Genomic DNA, 19,648 nt, shown 5'->3' with positions numbered 1-19,648 from the left:
GTGCCATTATTCACAGTCCGGCCGACCAGTCCATAACCTCTGTTGCACCGATCCACAGCGAGCGCGATCCGCGGGCGTCGCGCTCGACGTGCAGGCGCAGGCCCCAGCCCCGGATCGTCTCGATCGGGTTGCTCGCCCCCATCGCCGCGAACTTGCGGCGGATGCGGAACACCAGCACCTCGCAGGTGTCGGGCCGGGCATTGCTCTCGGCGAGCAGGCCGCGCAGATCCGCCCAGGCGGCGCGCTCGCGCTTGATCAGCCGGGCCATGATCGCTGCCTCCAGTGGCGACAGCGGCACCCGGCTGCCGTTCCAGCAGATTTCGAGCGGGTCGAAGGTGGCGGTGAGCGCGCCGCGCTTGATCAGCGGACGGCGCCCTTCCGCACCCGTCATCGGTGGCGCGGCGGGGCCACGCGATACGATATCGGAACGGGATGCGGTGCCGTGCATGAGGTGTATGATAGCCATGCGACACGGCGTCTCACCCGGGATGCCGCGAATGGCGCTTGGGCCAAGGCGAACGGCATAAATGGTGCGAACGGCACGCTGAGGCCGATCAACGTCACGGTGGCGCTGTTTACCGCTCAAGGTGTCGCTCGCTACGATGGCTGATGCACGTGAAGATCGAAAACCTGCCGGAAGAGACCGAAAGCATCCGGGCGATCCGGCGCACGATGACCTGGTTCATCCTGCTGTTCTGGACGACTCAATTTTCCATGCTGACGCTGATGCGCCGGCTGAACATGGGCGAAGAGGAGAAACTGTCCTATCTGCTGCCGCGTTTCTGCGTGACGGTGGTGGCGATCGGCCTGTCCTTCGTCATCGCGCACCAGTTGCGCCGGCTGGCGAGCCGGTCGATGCGGGTCAAGCTGAGCGCGGCGGTGGCGATGGCGGTCATCGGCTGCTTCATCCACGGCGCCGCGAACCTCGCGATCTTCGAGCTGCTCGTACCCGAATCGAACATGGATTCCTTCTCGATCGGGCTTTATCTCGCGGCCTTGCTGCAATGGTTCTGGTCCTATGCTGCGCTGTGCGCGCTGCTGCTTGCCGTCACCTCGAGCCTGGAACTGAGCGACCGCGAACGCCGCATCGCGCATCTGCAGCGCGTCGCGCATGCCGCGCAGCTCCGCGCGCTGCGCTATCAGCTCAACCCGCATTTCATGTTCAACACGCTCAATTCGATCGCCGCGCTGATCTCCCGGCGCGAGGCGGAGCGCGCGGAAGCGATGGTCGAGAATCTCGCCGATTTCCTGCGCGCCGGCCTGTCGCTCGATCCGCATGAGGACATCCCGCTCGAAAAGGAGATCGAGCTCCAGTCGCTCTATCTGTCGATCGAGGAACTGCGCTTCCCCGACCGGCTGAAGGTCGAGATCGACGTGCCCGCCGATGTCCGCGCTGCCTTGGTGCCGAGCCTGGTCACCCAGCCTCTGGTCGAAAATGTCGTGCGCCACGCGGTCGCGACCAGCCTGGAGCCGATCCTGCTGTCGATCGTCGCGCGGCATGAGGGCGAAAGGCTGCGCATCGCCGTGCGCAACAGCGCGCCGATCGGCGGCCTGCCGTGCAGCAAGGGCACCGGCGTCGGCCTGGCCAATGTCGCCGATCGGCTCCGCGCGCGCTTTGCGCAGGACAGCCTGTTCCTGGCCGAACGCCAGGGCGATGGCGGCTTCCTGGTGGTGATCGAACTTCCCTGGTCGACGGCGGGTTGAGGGCGATGATCAGACTTCTTCTGTGCGATGACGAATTGCTCGCGATCCAGCGGCTGCAGGACCTGCTCGGCCGGATCGAGGGCGTCGAAACGGTCGGTACCGCCGCCAACGGCACCGCGGCACTGGCCGAGATCGCGGCGCTCGCGCCCGATGCCGTGCTGCTCGACGTCGAGATGCCCGCGCTCGACGGGTTCGACGTGGTCGAGGAGCTTGCGCGCGCCGGTGAATCCGCGCCGCTGATCGTGTTCGTCACCGCCTATCCGCATTTCGCCGCGACCGCGTTCGAGACGGGGGCGATCGATTTCCTGACCAAGCCGATCAGGCTCGGCCGGCTGCAGATCGCGATCGACCGCATCCGACGGTCGATCGAGGACCGCAGCGCCCGCGCGCGGCTCAACGAGCTGGCCGGCCAGCTCGATGCGCTGCGCCTCGAACGGGCCGGCGGCGAGGTCGCCGAATCCCGCCATATCTGGGTCCAGCGACGCGGCGAGACGGTGCGGGTCGATCTCGACCGGGTCGACTGGGTCGCGGCGGAGGGCGAATATGTCCGGCTCTATGTCGGCGACGCGAACTATCTGCATCGGGAGTCGCTGACCGCGCTGCTCGAACAGCTCGACCCGCAGCGCTTCACCCGCATCCACCGCTCCTATATCGTCAATCGCGACCGCATCGCCTCGGTCAAGCGGATGGCGACGGGCAGCTACCAGCTCGGCACCGATGCGGGGAACAAGCTGCCGGTCGGCCGCAGCTATCGCCGCATCGTCCGCGACATGATCGCCAACGACCGGATTCCGTCGGACTAGTGATCGCCCATATCGCCGCGCAGCAAATGGCTCAGCATGGAATCGAGCCATGCGATCCGTGCGCGGATCGATCGCACCGCATTGTCGTGGACGAAGGCCTTGAACGGCACCGAGACGCCTTCCTCATAGCGTTCGAGCCCCTCGATCTGCGCGGCGAGCTGGTCCTTGGCGCTGAGGATCCATTCGATCCGCTCCGCCTCGCTGAGCAGGCCGAAGGACTGGACCTTGGTGCGCAGCGGATCCTCGAGCAACAAATGGCTCGGCCTGATCTCCCTGACCCAGGCCCGTACCGCTTCCTCGCCGTCGGCGGTGCAGCTCAGTTGCTCCGTGCCGCGCGCGTCACCTTCGACGACATGCTTGTCGAGCAGTCCACGCTCCGCCAGCCGGCGGATCAGCGGATATATCTTGCCCTTGCTGGTGTTGAAGTTGCTGACGGGCGATCCGTCATAGATCTTGGAGACGAGATAGGCGGTGACCGGCTGGATCCGCAGCACCAGCGCCAGGAAAGTGCCCTCGTGATCGGTAAGGCTCAGGTCGCGATCAACCAACGGCATTCCCCAGGCTGCGAACGGGGCTTAGCAGTACCGTCGCGTCGCCAGCAAGCCGCTCGCCGATCCATGCTTGCGGCGGCGCGCGCGATCGGGTCCAACCGCGGCATGGGGATGCCGTGACCGGGATGCGGATGCTGATCGCGATGAGCGCGCCGTTGCTGCTCGCGGCCGGCACTGGCGAGGACGGTTTCTTCGGCGTGCGCGCCTTGTGGCAGAATGCGCGATCGGTCGGGGCCGAGCATCCCGCCGACAGCGCCACAATGTTCGACCGGGCGATCCATGCCTCGCCCGGCAGCAACGGCCTGCTCCTGTCGGCGGCCGGGGCCGCGCTCCGCGCGCATGATCGTGCGCGGGCCCGTGCCCTGTTGACCCGTTTCGCCGCGCAGGGCGGCACGCTGCCCGCCGCCGATCTGAAAGAGATCGGGAATGAGCTGAGCGCCCCCGCAGGCGATCCGCTGCTCGCCACGCTCGCCGCCAATGGTGAGCCGGTTGAGGCCGGCACCATCGCGGCGACAATGCCTGCGACCGTGCGGCTGATCGAGGGCGTGGCCCATGACGATCGACGCCGCGCCATCTATGTCTCCAGCGTCGTCGGCCGGACCATCTACCGCATGGCCGGCGCGCGCCCCGCCGCCATGCTGCGCCTGACGCCCGATCTCGGATCCCCCATGGCGATCGCGATCGACGCGCGGCACCGGACGCTCTGGGCCGGACTCGATCCGAAAGCACCCGGCGCGCCGGCATCGGGGAGGGGCGGGCTGTTGAGGCTGTCGCTCGATGGCCGGACTCACCGTCTCGTCACCCTGGCTGGCACGGATGTCGCGATCGGCGATGTCATGGTCGCGCCCGACGGGACCGCCTATGCCGGCGACGGCAGGAGCGGCGCGGTCTATCGCTGCCGGCCCGGCTGTACCGCGCTGGAGACGGTGCTCGCCCCGGGCATGCTGCGCAGCGCCCAGGGCATGCTGCTCTCGCCCGACGGCAAGCGGCTCTATGTCGCCGATTATGCGTACGGCGTCGCGATCGTCGATCCGGCGACGGGCACCGCCCGGCCGCTGCGCACCGCGCCGGGCGTGGCGATCGACGGGCTCGACGGCCTCGCCTGGCGGGACGGCCATATCGTGGCGGTCCAGAATGGCTGGCGGCCGGCCCGGCTGATCGCGATCGAGCTGGACGCGTCAGGGGAGCGGGCGGTCGCGGCGCGGGTGCTGGCGCGGTCTGGCGCGCTCCTTGGTCCCACCCAGGTCGCCGCGACGGCGGACGGCGCGCTGCTGGTCGTCGCCAATGCGCAATGGGACCTGTACGAAAAGGCGCCGGCGCCCGGCGCGGTGGTGCAGCAGCCGACGATCCTGCTGCGTATCCCGCGCTAGGTCAGTAAAGCCCCGGCGGCAGGCCATTCCAGGCCGGATGGCGTGCCGGTTGCGGCGCACGCGGTGCCCGCGCGGCCTTGTATCGCATGCTGTCCGGTACGGGCGCTGATGTCGCGCCCGACGGAGTCCTGGGGCATCCGGCTTCCATGCGATGATGCCTATCGCGGGGGCAGGACCGGTCCGGCCGGAATGCGCCGAGCGACCGGCCTCGTGTCGCCACCGTCGTCCGATGCCGCCGAGCGGCACGCTTTTGCGGACGAACGGCACGGCGCGCCGCGCCTCGGCCACGAAAAAAAGTTGCAGGACCTTGTCGATTCCCGACAACCCCGTTCGTCGTTCCGATGTCGGGCCGATGAGCCGGGCGCGAACAAGGAGACAGACGATGCGTGTGATGGTGCTCGTGAAGGCGACCGAAGACAGCGAAAAGGGCTTTGTCCCCACGCCCGAGACGATGGAGATGATGGAGGCGATGGGCCGGTTCAACGACGAGCTTCGCAGTGCCGGAATCCTGCTCGATGGCGATGGCCTCAAGCCCAGTTCCGAGGCAAAGCGCGTCGCGTTCGATGGCCCCGGCCGCACGGTCATCGACGGGCCCTTCGCCGAGACGCGCGAACTGGTCGCCGGCTTCTGGCTGTGGGACGTCAAGGACATGGACGAGGCGCTCGCCTGGGTGAAGCGCTGCCCCAATCCCATGCCGGGGCCGAGCGAGATCGAGATCCGGCCGCTGTACGAGGCGTCTGACTGGCAGTGAGAGAAGGCCACGGATTGCTCTTCCAGGCATCGTGCAACCACCCGGAGTTTTACCATGACCGTCACCATCACCGCTTTTGAAAAATCCCCCGATCGCGGCCAGGGGCTGGCGCGCGACATGCGTGTCCGCTGGGCGCTCGAGGAAGTGGGCCAGCCCTATGACGTCCGGCTCGTTTCCTTCGCCGGGATGAAGGAGCCCGCACACCGCGCGCTCCATCCTTTCGGGCAGATCCCGACCTATGAGGAAGGCGATCTCGCCTTGTTCGAGACGGGGGCGATCATCTTCCATATCGCTGATCGCCATGCCGGCCTGCTGCCCGACGATCCGAATGCCCGCGCCCGCGCGATCACCTGGATGTTCGCGGCGGTCAACACGGTGGAGCCGCCGATCCTCGATCTGGTGGTCGTCAGGATTGTGGAGGGCGACAAGCCCTGGGCCGGGCAGCGCCTGCCGCTCGTCCAGGATCGCATCCGCGCCCGGCTGGTCGACCTTTCCGCCTGTCTCGGCGACGCCGAGTGGCTCGACGGCGCGTTCAGCGCTGGCGACCTCATGATGGTGGAGGTGCTGCGCCGGTTGGGCCCATCGGGCATGCTGGCGGAATATCCGAACCTCGCCGCCTATGTCGCCCGCGGCGAAGCGCGCCCCGCCCACCAGCGCGCGTTCGCCGATCAACTGGCGGTGTTCACCGCCGCCTCGGCCGGCTGACAAGGTCCGCTCACAACCGGAATCGGTGGCGGACCTGGCGCGCCGCGCTCCGGCGGCTGCCGAGCGCACTCACCGGCCTAGGGCTTTAGCGGCCCAGGCCTTCGTGGCCTGACAGGTTTCCATGGCCCGTTTGTAGGCGTCGCGTGCGGTGGTGCGGTCCACATAGGCCTGCTCCGCCTCGCCCAGGGCGAAGCGCACGCTTCTTTGGGCCGACTGCAGGGCATAGGTCACCGAGATGTCCGCGGCGGTGAACGCGTCCCCGGCGAGATAGGGCGCGCGCGCGAGCTGGCGCGTCACCAGCCCTAGCCGGGTCTCGAACACGTCAAGCGCCTGGCGGGCGCTCCAATTGTACCGCTCGGCCTCGGGCGCGAGATTGCGCGCGCCATTGACGAAGTAGATCGAAGCGGCGAGGCCGGCTTCGCCCAGGTGAAGAAACTGCTGATAGGCTGGAAAGCGAGGATCGTGCGGGTCCGGCACAAGCGGCGTCGGCCCGTAATGGGCCATCAGATATTCCATGATGGCGATCGATTCGACCATCGTCACGTCGCCGTCCTGGAGTGCCGGGATGAACCCGGCGGGGTTGATGGCCAGGAACGCCACGTCTTCCTCGACTCCGGCCAGCAGGTCTACCGGCCTGAGCCGATAGGCGAGCCCCATCTCCTCGAGCAGCCAGACGACCCGGAACCCTCTTCCTTCGCCGAAAACCGTGATCATCTCTCGCAATCCTTCGTTGACGCGCTCTAAACTGATTGCATATTGAAATCAGTTTAGAGCTGGCATCCAGCTCTTGCAAGCGGGCGCGCACAGATTTTGCGAACGCGGCAGGATCCGGCTTTCGCACCCCGCGACGGTCACCCGCACCTGCTTGCCTCCCGCAAAGCTCTGCCCGACAAGGCGGCATGGCTGCGGGCGAGACGCATCAGGCGATCGAAGCGATTTTCCGGATCGAGCGGGCCAGGCTCATCGCTGGCCTGGCCCGCTTCCTGCGCAATGTCGATCGTGCCGAGGAAATGGCGCAGGATGCCCTGGTCACCGCCCTTGCCGAATGGCCCAGGACCGGCGTTCCGGCCAATCCCGGCGCGTGGCTGATGACGACCGCCAGGAACCGCGCCATCGATGCGATCCGCCGCGACAGGATGCGCGAGCGCAAGCATGAGGAGATCGCGCGGGAACTCGACGGCGCGGTCGACGAGACGGACGTCGGCGTGGCCCTGAAAGGCGATCTCGGGGACGACGATCCCGGCGACGAGCTGCTCGGCCTCATCTTCACCGCCTGCCACCCCATCGTGTCGGCCGACGCCCGCGCGGCGCTCACCTTGCGGGTCGTGGGCGGCCTGACGACCGACGAGATCGCCCGTGCCTTTCTGTCGAGCGAGGCGACGATCGCCCAGCGCATCGTCCGCGCGAAGAAGACGATCGGACAGGCCGGGCTCGGCTTCGAGGTGCCGCGCGGCGCCGAGCGCGCGGCGCGGCTCTCCTCGGTGCTCGAGGTCATCTACCTCATCTTCAATGAAGGCTATGCCGCCACGGCGGGCGACGACCTAGTCCGGCCGGGCCTGTGCCTTGAGGCGCAGCGGCTTGGCCGCATGCTGGCCGGCCTGATGCCTGGGGATGCCCCGGATACCGCGGAGGTGTTCGGCCTGCTGGCCCTGATGGAAATCCAGGCATCGCGCCTGCCGGCCCGCATCGGGCCGGACGGCGCCCTCCTGACCCTGACCGAGCAGAATCGCGCCCGCTGGGACCGGTTGCTGATCCGCCGGGGCCTCGACGCGCTGGCCCGTGCCGAAGAACTGGGGGGAGGGGGCCCCTATGTGCTGCAGGCCGCGCTTGCGGCCTGCCACGCGCGCGCGCTGAGCGCGGCCGACACCGACTGGCGCCGTATCGCCGCGCTCTACGATCGGCTGCGCATCGTGATGCCCTCGCCCGTGGTCGATCTCAATCGAGCGATCGCCCACAGCATGGCCTTCGGACCCGAAACGGGCCTGAAGCTGCTGGACGACATCGCCGACGCCGCCGTCCTGCGCGCCTATGCGCCCTTGCCGGCGGCGCGGGGCGACTTCCTGTTCCGGGCCGGCCGGCTGGCCGAGGCCCGCCGCGAATTCGAGGCTGCGGCCGGCCTCACCCGCAACGCGCGGGAAAAGGCCTTTCTCCTCGACCGCGCGGCCGCTTGTGCGTGACGGCGTCATAATTCGGGGGCGCCGGCATCCTCCACTCACCCGAGCGGATGCACGGCCGGACAGAAGTGTCGGAACCCGGGCGCCCGACTCGGGTTGCACGGTTCCTTGATCCCCTGGGAGAATGCGATGTCGCCGTTCGTGATGAAGATGGCCCCCGCCGTCGTGATGTTGGTTGGTGCGCTGGGCCTGGGTGGCTGTGCCACCAAGGGATATGTGAGGGAACAGATCGCTCCCGTGAGCCAGCGCGTCGATGCGCTCGAGGCGAAATTGGCTGAAACCGACGGCACGGCGAAGTCGGCATTGGCGCAGGCCCAGGCCGCATCCGGGCAGGCGCAGAATAACGGTCAGCGTCTCGATCAACTCACTGCCCGGGTGGATAGCGTCGAGCAGCGGCTGCAGGAGGCTCAGCGGAAGAAGCCGCGCAATTGACGCCGCGCATGCTGATCGCACGGTGATTTCCCGCATCGGCCCGCCTTCGGGGCGCGGACCGTCGTCCCCTGTCGAGCGCCTCAGGCGATGATCGCTGTCTTTGGGGCGCTTGCCGGGCTTGCGCTGACCGTTCCCGCGCCTGCACAGGAGGCGCGGAGCGCTCAGCCCCCGGCATCGCAGCCGGCGAGCATCGAAGCCGTGAGCCGATCGGCGGCGACGGCGCGCGTCGCCGATTGGATCGCCGCGTCGGACGATAATGGTTCCCTGCCCTATATCATCGTCGACAAGCAGGATGCGTCTCTCTTTGTGTTCGATGCGGCGGGGAAACCGCTCGGCAAGGTTCCGGTCCTGATCGGTGTCGCCGCCGGGGACGATGCCACCCCCGGCATCGGCAGCAAGAACCTTGCCGAGATCGGCCCCGCGGAGAAGACGACGCCGGCGGGGCGCTTCCTTGCGAAATTCGGACTGGCCGCCGGCAGGCAGACGATACTCTGGGTCGATTATGCCACGTCCGTGGCGCTCCACCCGATCCCGAAGGGGGTCAGCAGGAAGGAACGGCGCCGCGAGCGGATGCTGTCGCCGACCAGCGACGACAACCGCATAACCTTCGGGTGCATCAACGTGCCCATGGCCTTTTACAACAAGAGCGTGCGTCCGCTTTTCCAGAAGAAGGGCGGATATGTCTATGTGCTGCCCGATACCAAGCCGCTCGAGGTGGTTTTCCCCCGCTTGCTGGTTCAGCCCGTCATGGCCGCCGGCGCGCCCTGACCACGGGTAAATGCGGGGAGTTTGCCATGATGACCTCCGCCACAGGCGGCGGTCGACGTCAGCTGCGGATGAACGCGAGAAGATCGCGGTTGATGATGTCCGCATGCGTTATCGGCATGCCGTCATCGCCGGCAACGCGCATGTGCGTCGTCTTGTCGGACATATCCAATCCTGCATAAATGTCGTCGGTCATCCTCCTGCACTGGAGCGCCGAAAGGCGACTCCGCACCTAGGCAGGAGGATGGTTAGCTCAATTACGCAACGTCACCGTAATCTGTGGCAGCCTGGAAAGTGGCCCGAGGTTTTCGGCGCTCTCAAGCTTGGCGCCAAATGCCGCGAATAGTCCCCGGGCCGAACCCAATATTTGGGGGTTGCGATCGATCACGACGCTAACTAGCCTGCGAACCGCTCCGCTGTTTGCGCCGGCGTGTTCTCTTTATCGTGCCAAAATGCCTGCATATCGGCATTCTATACCGGAATTATGAGGGGGGGTCGTCATGGTTGCAAAGGGCATCGATTGCTATTCGTTTCAGACGAACACGACGTTCTCGACCAAGTTCGTGGTGCCGGGAAGCGAGTTTACCTTTGAAAATCCCGGCGCCGTCCAGTTCCAGAATCTGCAGATGGACTCGGGCAATATCCCGGGCCTGTTCAACTATACCGGAAAATATGAATGGCATGCGTCGGTCAACGGCGCTCATGTCCTTTCGCAATATAATGACATCAACACGCTCACCGGGAATCTGGAGGGCGGCGGGATGATATCGATCATGAACACGCCCTCGGTCGTCGGCTCCAATTACGCGATATCCTATGGCTTCTATGACGCGGGAATGGGCACCTTCGGATTGCCGAACCAGGACCAGTCCTATGTCTATTTCACCGACGTCTATACCCAGTGGATGGGTGATCTCACCACCGCCTATCCGCAAGCGGCGCAACTGCCCTTTTGCCAGTTTGCACTGCCGGGCGCGCATGATGCCGGCATGAATTCGATGGCGACCGTGAACCAGATCCTGAATTCGCCCCACGCGGACGAGCTGCTGTCGTGCCTGGTGGAGGTGACCGCTGGCATCGGGACCATAGGGCTGGCCATGGGCCCCTACGCGATCCAGAATCTGTCGATGACGCAGAAGGACTCGTTCACGCAGATGCTCAACCTGGGGGTCCGCTATTTCGACTTCCGTCCCGGCCACATGTATCCCGTGCTGCGCGCGTACAGCAACGACCTGTTCCACCAGCACGCCGTGATTCCGGGCACCAGCTATGTGCAGTTCCTGAGCGAAATGCTCACCTGGCTCAGCGCCCATCCGAGCGAGGTCGTGGTCGTCAGCTGCAACATCCAGGGTTTTGCGAACGACACGATGAACCCCACGCCGGCGAAACTGAACGACTGCCTCGCCCAGGCGCGCCAGGCCACCGGCGTTACCGCCGAGACGGTGCAGAATGGCGACCGGGGCGCCCTCACCCAGTCGCTGTCGGCGCTTCGCAGCAGCAATACGCGCCTGATCTTCCTCAATCAGATCGATGGAGAAACGACCAAATATGACTCATATTCCATCGATCCCTCCGCCTACCAGACGCTCGACCCGGCGTCGATCATCACGGCGCTGAACCAGATGAACCAGACCGGTCAGGCGGGCGGCACCTATACGGTGATGCAGCTGCAAGGCACGGCGAACGGGATTGCGGGGGTCATTGGCGCTACGGTCGCATCGACAAGCTGGGCCGCGTCGCCGCTGATGGCGACCAAGGCGCGGTTCGATCAGGCGACGCTCGCATGGGCGGAGCAGAACGTCGCAAACAACCTGTCCAGCGGCTATCTGACGGTCCTGCTCAATGACTTCGCCGACAATGCGCTGGTGAAGACCTGCATCGACATCACCATGCGGCGGATGGGGCTGACGTGACAATGGTCCGGCGCCGACACGCGACGAAGGTATTCGCCGGAATGGCGGTGGGGAATGGCGGTGACAGTGCATTTAATTCATAGAGCATAGGCGTCGATTTCCTACGCCGTTGAATTGATGCATTGTCCAGCAATTTGCACCTGTCATCTTATTTAAGCTATTGATTTATATATATACTTATACAAATCGTGCCTCACTCAAAATGTCAGCGAACTCCCTGACATTTTGCCCACCCGGCCCTTGATTCAAACCTCACCCCAGTGCCGCTATCCCGGCACCATGATCTACCAACCAGAATTCGCCGATCAGGCCCGCGCCATGTGCCGTCTCGGCGCCACCGACGAGGAACTCGCCGAGCATTTCGGCGCCTGCGTCCGCACCATCTATCGCTGGCGCAACACGCACGAAGAATTCGCCGAGGCAGTCGTCGCCGGCAAGGAGCACGCTGACGCCCGCGTCGAACGCGCGCTCTTTTCCCGCGCCGTGGGCTGCACCGTCGAGCGCACCAGAGTGTTCAAGCATGCCGGCGATCCGGACCCGGTCTACGCGACCTACCAGCATCATCTGCCGCCCGATCCCGTCGCCGCGCTGCACTGGCTCCGCGTGCGCCAGCCGGAGAAGTGGCGCATCCGCGACGAGGAAGAGGGCCATCGCGATTTGGCGAAGGAGATCGAAGAAGGCTGGGCCCGCGTCGAGGCCGACCAACGACTCGAAGAGGAGAAGGCCAGGCTAGCCGAGGCCGGGCGAGCCGGGCCGGCGTCGCGACAGCCGGAGCAGCAACCCTCGCCGCCACCCGAAGCCGCCGCTCCGGACCCCGATCCGGAGCCGGACCCCGACCTCGACACACGCCCGGACGACGATCCGGCGCCGGAGCCCCGCCTATGCCCGCAGGACGACCCGCACCCGGCCACCTATGCGGATTTGGTTCCACCGCCGCCGCCGACGCCAGCCCCACCACCGCGTCCGCGCCTGTTCGAGCCCTTTCCCCGTCCCGGTGGTGGCTATGGGCCCGCGCCGCCCGTCGGCCGATCGGTCGAATGATGATGCTCCCCGCCAACACTGACATTGCAGTCGCCCGCCCTTTCACGGAAGGTGCCCGCCGGTCCGCCCCCGAAAGGCGCGGAGGAACAGGTGGAGGGAGGATGCGTTTGCGGCGAGCACGGCCATGCCTGAATCCCGCGCGGACGCGCCACCGGTGACGGCGGTGCCCGACGCGACGATGCCGCCGCGCCAGTTGCTCCGGGCCCTGTTCGATACGGCAGTCGATGCCGTCACCGCCGAACGCTGCATCCCAGCCGACATTGTTGGAGAACCCGTCGTCGGCCGCACCCTGATCGTCGCGGTCGGCAAGGCGGCCGCGGCGATGGCCTCGGTTGTGGCCGGCATGGTGTCCGGGCCGCTGTCCGGCCTGGTCGTCACGCGTCACGGCCATTCCGGCCCGCCCCACCGCCTCCCGTCCGATGTCGAGGTGATCGAGGCGGGGCATCCCGTGCCCGATGCCGACAGCCTCGCCGCGGCCTCCCGCGCGCTCGAGCTGGTGCGGCGGCTCGGTCCCGAGGATCGGCTGCTCGCGCTCGTCTCGGGCGGGGGCTCGGCCTTGCTGACCCTGCCGGTCCCCGGCGTCTCGCTCGCCGACAAGCAGGCGGTGACCCGCGCGCTGCTCCGCTCCGGCGCGACCATCGCCGAGATCAACAGCGTGCGCAAACACCTCTCGATGGTGAAGGGCGGCCGCCTCGCCGTCGCCGCCGCGCCCGCGCGGGTGACGACCCTGGTCATCTCCGACGTGCCCGGCGACGACCCGAGCTTCGTCGCCAGCGGCCCGACCGTCGTCGATCACACGACGCTTGAAACCGCCCGCGAGATCCTCGCCCGCCACCGCATCACCTTGCCCGAAAATGTTGCCGCCGCGCTGGACGACCCCGCCAACGAGACCCCCGCGCCCGCCATGGTGAGCGGGGAGGTCCTGGTCGTCGCCAGTGCCCGGAATGCGCTGGTGGCGGCAACGCGCCTTGCCGAGGATCAGGGTTATGCGGTCACCGATCTCGGCGATCATCTCGAAGGCGAAGCGAGGCAGCTCGGCGCAGAGCATGCCGCCCTTGCCCTCCGGCTCGCGGCTGACGGGCAGGCCCGGGCGGTCCTGTCGGGCGGCGAAACCACGGTGCGCGTCACCAACCCGGACGGCCGCGGCGGGCGCAATCTGGAATATCTGCTCGGTCTCGCCATCGCGCTCGACGGCGCCCCGCGCCTCCACGCGATCGCCTGCGACACCGACGGCATCGACGGCACCGAGGACAATGCCGGCGCGATCGTCACGCCCGACACGCTCGCCCGCGCCCGCGCCCTCGGCCTCGACGCGCGGGCGATGCTCGACGCGAACCTGGCCCATCCCTTCTTCGAGGCGCTCGGCGACCTGATCGTCACCGGGCCGACCCGCACCAATGTCAACGATCTGCGCGTGATCCTGATCGCGCCGGAGGGGGCCGACTAAACCGATACGGCGAGGGGATGCATCGATGACCTGGTCACAAGATTATCATCCATTGGGAAGCTGGCTGTCGGTCGTGCTCGCCGCGGCACCCCTGGTGGTGCTGCTCGGCTGTATCGGCTTCTTCCATGTCCGCGCGCATATCGCGGCGCTGCTCGGCCTCGCGGCCGCCCTGCTGATCGCGATGTTCGCTTTCGGCATGCCCGCCGGTCTCGCCGCCCGCGCGGCGGGTTATGGCGCGGCCTATGGCCTGCTGCCGATCGGCTGGATCGTGCTCAACATCATCTTCCTCTACCAGCTCACCAACGAGCAGGGGCAGTTCCAGGTCCTGCGCGATTCGATCGCGACGGTGACCGAGGACAGCCGGCTCCAGCTCCTGCTGATCGCCTTCTGCCTCGGGGCGTTCTTCGAAGGAGCGGCGGGCTTCGGCACGCCGGTCGCGGTGACCGGCGCGATGCTGATCGGGCTCGGCTTCACCCGGCTCCAGGCATCGGGCCTGTCGCTGATCGCCAATACCGCGCCGGTCGCGTTCGGCGCGCTCGGCACGCCGCTCGTCACCTTGGCCACCGTCACCGGCCTGCCGCTGGAGGATCTGTCGGCGATGGTCGGGCGGCAGATGCTGCCCTTCTGCCTGATGGTGCCCTTCTGGCTGCTGGTCGCCTATTGCGGCTGGCGGCGGACGCTCGCGATCTGGCCCGCGGTGCTGCTGGTCGGCGTGGTGTTCGGCGGCACGCAGTTCCTCATCTCCAACCTGCACGGGCCGTGGCTCGCGGCGATCGGCTCGGCACTGGTAACCCTGGTCGTGCTGGTCGGCTTCCTGCGGGTGTGGAAACCGCGCGACATCATGCACGTCAACGAAGCGCCGCTCGCCAAGGGCGACGAGCGCGTGCCGACCACCGACGCGGCGCATGTGACGGAGCATGAGGATGCGGTGGTCACGGGCGCCGGCCCGGTCAGCGCTGCGGCGATGCGCAAGGCCTGGATGCCGTGGCTGATCCTGACGGTGATCGTGTTCCTGTGGGGCGTGCCCGCGGTGAAGGCGGTGCTCGACGGCGTCTTCAAGCTCGCCATCCATGTGCCCGGCCTCGACATGGCCATCATGCGCGTGCCCCCGGTCGTGGCGACGGCTGCCGCGGAACCGGCGATCTTCAACTTCAACCCGCTCTCGGCGACGGGATCGGCGATCCTGCTGGCGGGCGTGCTCAGCGGTTTCCTGCTCGGGCTCAATCCGGCCGGCATCGCCAGGAGCTATGGCCGCGCCTTTGTGATGGTCGTCCCCTCGCTGCTGACCATCGCCGCGATGCTGGCGCTCGGCAACGTCACGCGCTTCTCGGGGCTTGACGCGACCATGGGCCTGGCCTTCGCCGCGACCGGCGTGATGTATCCCTTTTTCGGCACCATGCTCGGCTGGCTCGGCGTCGCGGTGACCGGATCGGACACTGCCTCCAACGTGCTGTTCGGCGGGCTGCAGAAGGTGACGTCGGAACAGCTCAACCTGTCGCCGACCCTGATGGCGGCGGCGAACAGCGCGGGCGGCGTGATGGGCAAGATGATCGACGCGCAGAGCATCGTCGTCGCCTCCACCGCGACCCAGTGGTTCGGGCAGGAAGGGCGGATCCTGCGCTACGTCTTCCTGCACAGCATCATATTGGCGTCGCTGGTCGGCGTGGTGGTGATGCTGATGGCCTATGTGCCGCCGTTCACTTTGCTGGTGCGGTAAGGTTTCAGGCCGCGCTGCTCTCCCGCTCGGCTTCGACCGCCGGCATGTCCAGCGGCCGGTCGGCAAAGGGCGACTTTCCCGTCACCGGCAGCGGGTGGGGATAGCCGAGCAGGAAGCCCTGCGCCTCGTCGCAGCCCTCGCGCTGCAGCACCTGAAGCTGCTGCTCGGTCTCGATGCCCTCGGCGAGTACCGGGATCGCGAGGCTCTTGCCCAGCGCCAGCACGGCGCGGATGATCGCGGTCGCCTGGGGGCTGTCCTCCAGTTCCGACACGAACATCCGGTCGAGCTTGATCTTGTCGAACGGGAAGGCGCGCAGCGTCTCCAGCGAGGAATAGCCGGTGCCGAAATCGTCGAGCGCGACGCCGACGCCCAGCGCCTTGATCTGGCGCAGCACGTGCAGGGCATGGATCCGGTCGGACATGATCGCCGTCTCGGTCAGCTCGACCTCCAGCCGGCGCGGCGGCAGGCCGGTTTCGAGCATGATCTGGTGGAACAGCCGCGGCAGATCGGCATGGGCGAGCTGCACCGCCGACACGTTCACCGCGACCTTCGACTCGTGATCCCAGCCCACCGCATCGGTGCAGGCGCGGCGCATCACCCATTCGCCCAGCGACAGGATCAGGCCGTTCTCCTCGGCGATCGGGATGAAGACCTCGGGCGAGATGGCGCCGCGCACCGGATGAGTCCAGCGCACCAGCGCCTCATAGCCGGTCACCGCATGCGTCGTGACCGATGCCTGGACCTGATAATGGACCTCGAGCAGATTGGCGTCGATCGCGATGCGCAGGTCGTTGGCCAGTTCGCGCCGCTCGCGGATCGCTTCGTCGAGCGCCGCATCGTAGAAGCACGGCGCCACCGCCCCCTCGCTCTTGGCGCGGTACATGGCGAGATCGGCATTGTTGGTCAGGACATGGGCGTTGGCGGCATCCTGCGGATAGACCGCGACGCCGATGCTCGCGCCGACCCGCGCCTCGAACGCGCCGAGCGAGACCGGCGTCTCGAGCGCCGCCTTGATCCGCGCGGTGAAGCTGATCAACTGGGCATGGTCGCTGAATCGGGTGATCGCGACGAACTCGTCGCCGCCCAGCCGGGCGACCGTCTCGCCCCGGCTCATCATACCGCGCAACCGTTGCGCCAGCGCGACCAGCACGTCGTCGCCGGCCTTGTGGCCATGGACGTCGTTGATCTCCTTGAAGCGGTTGAGGTCGATCGCCGCCACGCCGAGCTGGGTGCCGGTGGCCCGGGCGCTATCGAGTTCGCGCGCGAGCTGTTCCTGGAAGCTCACCCGGTTGGGCAGGCCGGTCAGGGCGTCGTTCATCGCCATATGATGGAGCCGCTCCATCGCGTCCGACCTTGTCCAGCGGTCGATCAGCGCGGCGAACACGCCGGTCGCGATCACGACCAGCCCGACCAGCGCCGTGGCCAGCCCCAGCGCCTGCATCTGCCCGGGATCGAGCGGCGTGTTGCTAAGCCGGAGCGGGGTGATTTCCAGCGCTGTCATTGCCACGAAATGAAGCGTCGCGATCGCGGTGACGAGCAGGCCGGTGCCGGTCGCGACACGGTAGCGGCCGAGCCGTCCCGAGCCGAGCGCGGCGAGCGCCGCACCGGCGAAGATCACCGAGCACAGCACCGAGGCGACGACATAGGGCCAGCGCCATGCGACCACGCCGTCGATGCGATAGGCTGCCATGCCGGTGAAATGCATGGTGGAAATGGCGAGGCCGACCAGGCCGCCGCCGAGAAGGGAATTGATCAGGCTCCGCCGCCACGCTGCCAGCGCGAAGCCGATGCCGGTGCCGGCGATGGCGACGATCAGCGACACGATCGTCAGCACCGGATCGAGGCTGACCGGCACGCCCGCGTCATAGGCGAGCATCGCGACGAAATGGGTGCACCAGATGGTCGCGCCGGCACCCACTGCGGTGAGGAACAGCCAGCCGAAACGTTGCGCGCTTGTGGTGGCCTGGGCCCGGCCGAACATCTGAACGATGGCGAAGGCGCCCGTGCAGCAGACGAAGACGGCGAGCAGCACGAGCCATGGATCATGGTCTCTGGCGATGCACAAAGCGACGTCGATCATTGACGTGGTTCCGCAAAATGGGCCCGGCGCAACCACGCACCGCAAGGATCGCCTTTTTTGCATGCAAGCGGGTTAAAAAGCGGTGAAACCGTTTTGGAGATTTTTCGCCCGCGGTTTTGCCTCGTCGCGGCGCGGTTTACGCTGGGGCGCCATCCGTTATGGTTGTTTCCATCGCCCGCCGGATGGCGTCCTTCATCTGGGCCGGCGAAAAGGGCTTGTTGACCGCGATGACATGCTCGCCGGTCAGGTCGAGCGCGCTGCTGTCGGCATAGCCGGTGATGATGATCGCGGGCAGCGCCGGCCGGATCTGGCGTGCACGGCGGATCACTTCGGCGCCGGAGACATGCGGCATGGCATAATCGCTGATGATCAGGTCGACCTTGTCCGGATCGCGCTCCAGCAGGTCGAGCATCGCAGGGCCGTCCGCGGTGCTGACCGGGACGTGCCCGAGATCCTCAAGCAACGCCGCGGTGGTTGCGCGAACGCCCTCATGATCGTCGACCAGCAGGATGTTCAGGCTGGTGCTTTCCGCGAGTGCCTGGGCCGGTTCAGCCGGTGCCGGCTTCGGCGCGCACGCCGCGGCGCGGGGCAGCCACAGCGCGACCCTGGTGCCCTCGCCCTCGCGGCTGTCGATCCGCACGGTGCCGCCCGACTGGTTGGCGAACCCATAGACCATGCTGAGGCCGAGCCCGGTGCCCTTGCCGACATCCTTGGTGGTGAAGAACGGCTCCATCACGCGTTCGAGCAGGTCGGGGGCGATGCCGCAGCCGGTATCGCCGACGGTCAGCACGACATAGTCGCCCGGCGGCAGATCGAGATCGTCGCGCGCGCCGACCTCGGCATTACGCGCCGAGATATGGATCGTGCCGCCTTCGGGCATGGCGTCGCGCGCGTTGATCGCGAGGTTCATGATCGCCAGCTCGAGCTGGGCTTCGTCGGCATAGGGATGGGCGACGCCGGGTTCGATGTCCCAGGCGATCTCCACCAGCCCGCCCAGCGTGTGCGACAGCAGGTTGCTGACGGAGTCGGACAGGGCGGCCAGGTCGATCGCCGCCGGCTCGAGCTTCTGTTTGCGCGCGAAGGCGAGCAGGCGGGAGACCAGCTCGCTGCCCTGGCCCGCGGCATGCTGGGTCATCGCCAGGATCTTGCGATGCTCCTCGGCCAGCGGCACGCGGCGCTCGATCATGCCGAGGCCGCCGATCACCGCGGCGAGCAGGTTGTTGAAGTCGTGCGCGATGCCGCCGGTCAGCTTGCCGATCGCGTCCATCTTGCGGACGTGGAGCAGCTGCGTTTCCAGATCCTTGCGGTCGGTCACATCAAGCAGGGTGCCGGCATATTCCATCGGCTTGCCGTCCATGTCGCGCATCATCACTGCCTGGTCGAGCACATGGCGATAGCGCCCGTCGGCATGCTGCCAGCGATACTCCATCGCCAGCGGCGCGCCGTGCGCCCGGCCCCTGAGCGTCGCTTCGACTCGATCCTTGTCGTCGGGATGGAGCCGGTCGTGCCACAGGGTCGGGGTGCGCCGTACCGCGTCCAGGGGAAACCCGGTCATCGCGGTGAAATCGCCGCTGATCAGCTTCGGCACGCGCGGGTAGACGCCCTCGGTCTCCAGATAGAGCAGGATCGGCAGCGACTGGATGATCGCGCCCTGGCGCTGTTCGGCGAGGCGCAGCTGGCGTTCCGCCTTCAAGCGCTGGTCATTGGCCCTGATCGTGGCGTCGAGCAACGCCTGCTCGGCCTGGGCCTTGCGCCGTATCTCGAGCGTCATCTGGAACAGATCGACGAACACCGCCACCTTGGAGCGCAGCACGATCGGTTCGACCGGCTTGAACACATAATCGACCGCGCCCATCGAATAGCCGCGGATCAGATGTTCCGTCTCCTTGTTGACGGCGGAGAGGAAGATGATCGGGATGCGCTTGGTCTGCTCGCGGCCGCGCACCATCTGCGCGACCTCATAGCCGTCCATGCCGGGCATATAGACGTCGAGCAGGATCACCGCGAAATCGCCGCGCAGCAATTCGCGCAGCGCCTCCGGCCCCGATTTGGCGACGATCACGTCGCCGACATCCTCGAGCACGGTGCGGATCGCGAGCAGATTATGTTCGTCGTCGTCGACCACCAGGATGCGCGCGCGCGCCGCCGGCTCGGGCACGACCTTCAGCAACGGCGGCGCCTCGGCGAGTGCCACG

Annotated in this window: 18 protein-coding genes; 12 read left to right on the top strand and 6 right to left on the bottom strand. The window is 67.1% G+C overall.

The features are described from left to right. Positions 1–10: 10 nt before the first annotated feature. Positions 11–466, bottom strand: a complete 456-nt coding sequence (locus AC1RT8_RS20335) for a hypothetical protein (protein WP_493077853.1) — start codon at positions 464–466, stop codon at positions 11–13. A 149-nt stretch (positions 467–615) separates the two neighbouring features. On the opposite strand from AC1RT8_RS20335, the gene AC1RT8_RS20330 reads away from it, so the two are divergent. Both AC1RT8_RS20330 and AC1RT8_RS20325 read left to right on the top strand, forming a co-directional pair. Then, positions 616–1,704 (top strand): sensor histidine kinase, encoded by a 1,089-nt coding sequence (locus tag AC1RT8_RS20330; RefSeq protein ID WP_493077852.1) that lies wholly within the window; start codon positions 616–618, stop codon positions 1,702–1,704. Between the two features lie 5 nt (positions 1,705–1,709). Next, positions 1,710–2,507: a LytR/AlgR family response regulator transcription factor gene (locus AC1RT8_RS20325; protein ID WP_493077850.1), complete on the top strand. Its 798-nt coding sequence runs from the start codon at positions 1,710–1,712 to the stop codon at positions 2,505–2,507. On the opposite strand, the gene AC1RT8_RS20320 is transcribed toward AC1RT8_RS20325, so the two are convergent. Next, positions 2,504–3,055, bottom strand: a complete 552-nt coding sequence (locus AC1RT8_RS20320; protein WP_493077849.1) for a hypothetical protein — start codon at positions 3,053–3,055, stop codon at positions 2,504–2,506. The genes AC1RT8_RS20325 and AC1RT8_RS20320 overlap by 4 nt on opposite strands. Positions 3,056–3,174: 119 nt before the next feature. Here AC1RT8_RS20320 and AC1RT8_RS20315 point away from each other — a divergent pair, with 119 nt between their 5' ends. The 3 genes from AC1RT8_RS20315 (at position 3,175) to AC1RT8_RS20305 (ending at position 5,884) form a co-directional block, all read left to right on the top strand. Beyond that, complete coding sequence (locus tag AC1RT8_RS20315; protein ID WP_493077847.1) at positions 3,175–4,428, top strand: SMP-30/gluconolactonase/LRE family protein; 1,254 nt, start codon at positions 3,175–3,177, stop codon at positions 4,426–4,428. Positions 4,429–4,810: 382 nt separating this feature from the next. Continuing rightward, positions 4,811–5,179, top strand: a complete 369-nt coding sequence (locus AC1RT8_RS20310) for a YciI family protein (protein ID WP_493077845.1) — start codon at positions 4,811–4,813, stop codon at positions 5,177–5,179. Positions 5,180–5,233: 54 nt separating this feature from the next. Beyond that, on the top strand, positions 5,234–5,884 hold the full coding sequence (locus AC1RT8_RS20305) for a glutathione S-transferase family protein (RefSeq protein ID WP_493077843.1): 651 nt from the start codon (positions 5,234–5,236) through the stop codon (positions 5,882–5,884). A gap of 69 nt (positions 5,885–5,953) precedes the next feature. Here AC1RT8_RS20305 and AC1RT8_RS20300 read toward each other — a convergent pair whose 3' ends face one another. Continuing rightward, positions 5,954–6,598 (bottom strand): glutathione S-transferase family protein, encoded by a 645-nt coding sequence (locus AC1RT8_RS20300; RefSeq protein WP_493077841.1) that lies wholly within the window; start codon positions 6,596–6,598, stop codon positions 5,954–5,956. Positions 6,599–6,783: 185 nt separating this feature from the next. Here AC1RT8_RS20300 and AC1RT8_RS20295 point away from each other — a divergent pair, with 185 nt between their 5' ends. The 3 genes from AC1RT8_RS20295 (at position 6,784) to AC1RT8_RS20285 (ending at position 9,258) form a co-directional block, all read left to right on the top strand. Next, positions 6,784–8,061: an RNA polymerase sigma factor gene (locus tag AC1RT8_RS20295; protein ID WP_493077840.1), complete on the top strand. Its 1,278-nt coding sequence runs from the start codon at positions 6,784–6,786 to the stop codon at positions 8,059–8,061. Between the two features lie 126 nt (positions 8,062–8,187). After that, on the top strand, positions 8,188–8,490 hold the full coding sequence (locus AC1RT8_RS20290) for a hypothetical protein (RefSeq protein WP_493077838.1): 303 nt from the start codon (positions 8,188–8,190) through the stop codon (positions 8,488–8,490). An 87-nt stretch (positions 8,491–8,577) separates the two neighbouring features. Next, positions 8,578–9,258, top strand: coding sequence for a hypothetical protein (locus AC1RT8_RS20285; protein WP_493077836.1), 681 nt, complete (start codon positions 8,578–8,580; stop codon positions 9,256–9,258). A gap of 58 nt (positions 9,259–9,316) precedes the next feature. Here AC1RT8_RS20285 and AC1RT8_RS20280 read toward each other — a convergent pair whose 3' ends face one another. Continuing rightward, entirely contained in the window at positions 9,317–9,451 is a 135-nt protein-coding gene (locus tag AC1RT8_RS20280) for a hypothetical protein (RefSeq protein WP_493077834.1), read from the bottom strand. A 304-nt stretch (positions 9,452–9,755) separates the two neighbouring features. Between AC1RT8_RS20280 and AC1RT8_RS20275 the strand changes: the two genes are divergently transcribed. From AC1RT8_RS20275 to AC1RT8_RS20260, 4 genes are all read left to right on the top strand, one after another. Continuing rightward, positions 9,756–11,168, top strand: a complete 1,413-nt coding sequence (locus AC1RT8_RS20275; RefSeq protein WP_493077833.1) for a PI-PLC domain-containing protein — start codon at positions 9,756–9,758, stop codon at positions 11,166–11,168. 279 nt (positions 11,169–11,447) lie between these two features. Next, on the top strand, positions 11,448–12,209 hold the full coding sequence (locus AC1RT8_RS20270; RefSeq protein WP_493077831.1) for a hypothetical protein: 762 nt from the start codon (positions 11,448–11,450) through the stop codon (positions 12,207–12,209). Between the two features lie 124 nt (positions 12,210–12,333). After that, the gene (locus AC1RT8_RS20265; RefSeq protein WP_493077829.1) at positions 12,334–13,656 is read left to right on the top strand and encodes a glycerate kinase type-2 family protein; all 1,323 of its coding nucleotides are present in this window, start codon (positions 12,334–12,336) and stop codon (positions 13,654–13,656) included. Between the two features lie 25 nt (positions 13,657–13,681). Further along, the gene (locus AC1RT8_RS20260) at positions 13,682–15,373 is read left to right on the top strand and encodes an L-lactate permease (RefSeq protein ID WP_493077827.1); all 1,692 of its coding nucleotides are present in this window, start codon (positions 13,682–13,684) and stop codon (positions 15,371–15,373) included. Between the two features lie 4 nt (positions 15,374–15,377). Here AC1RT8_RS20260 and AC1RT8_RS20255 read toward each other — a convergent pair whose 3' ends face one another. Further along, complete coding sequence (locus tag AC1RT8_RS20255; RefSeq protein WP_493077825.1) at positions 15,378–17,453, bottom strand: putative bifunctional diguanylate cyclase/phosphodiesterase; 2,076 nt, start codon at positions 17,451–17,453, stop codon at positions 15,378–15,380. Between the two features lie 136 nt (positions 17,454–17,589). Continuing rightward, on the bottom strand, positions 17,590–19,647 hold the full coding sequence (locus AC1RT8_RS20250; RefSeq protein ID WP_493077823.1) for a response regulator: 2,058 nt from the start codon (positions 19,645–19,647) through the stop codon (positions 17,590–17,592). Position 19,648 lies beyond the last annotated feature (1 nt).

The organism is Sphingomonas sp. GW821-FHT10F11 (assembly GCF_058809095.1).
The sequence above is the reverse complement of the archived record's forward strand: the minus strand, read 5'-3'. Positions and strand labels throughout refer to the sequence as shown.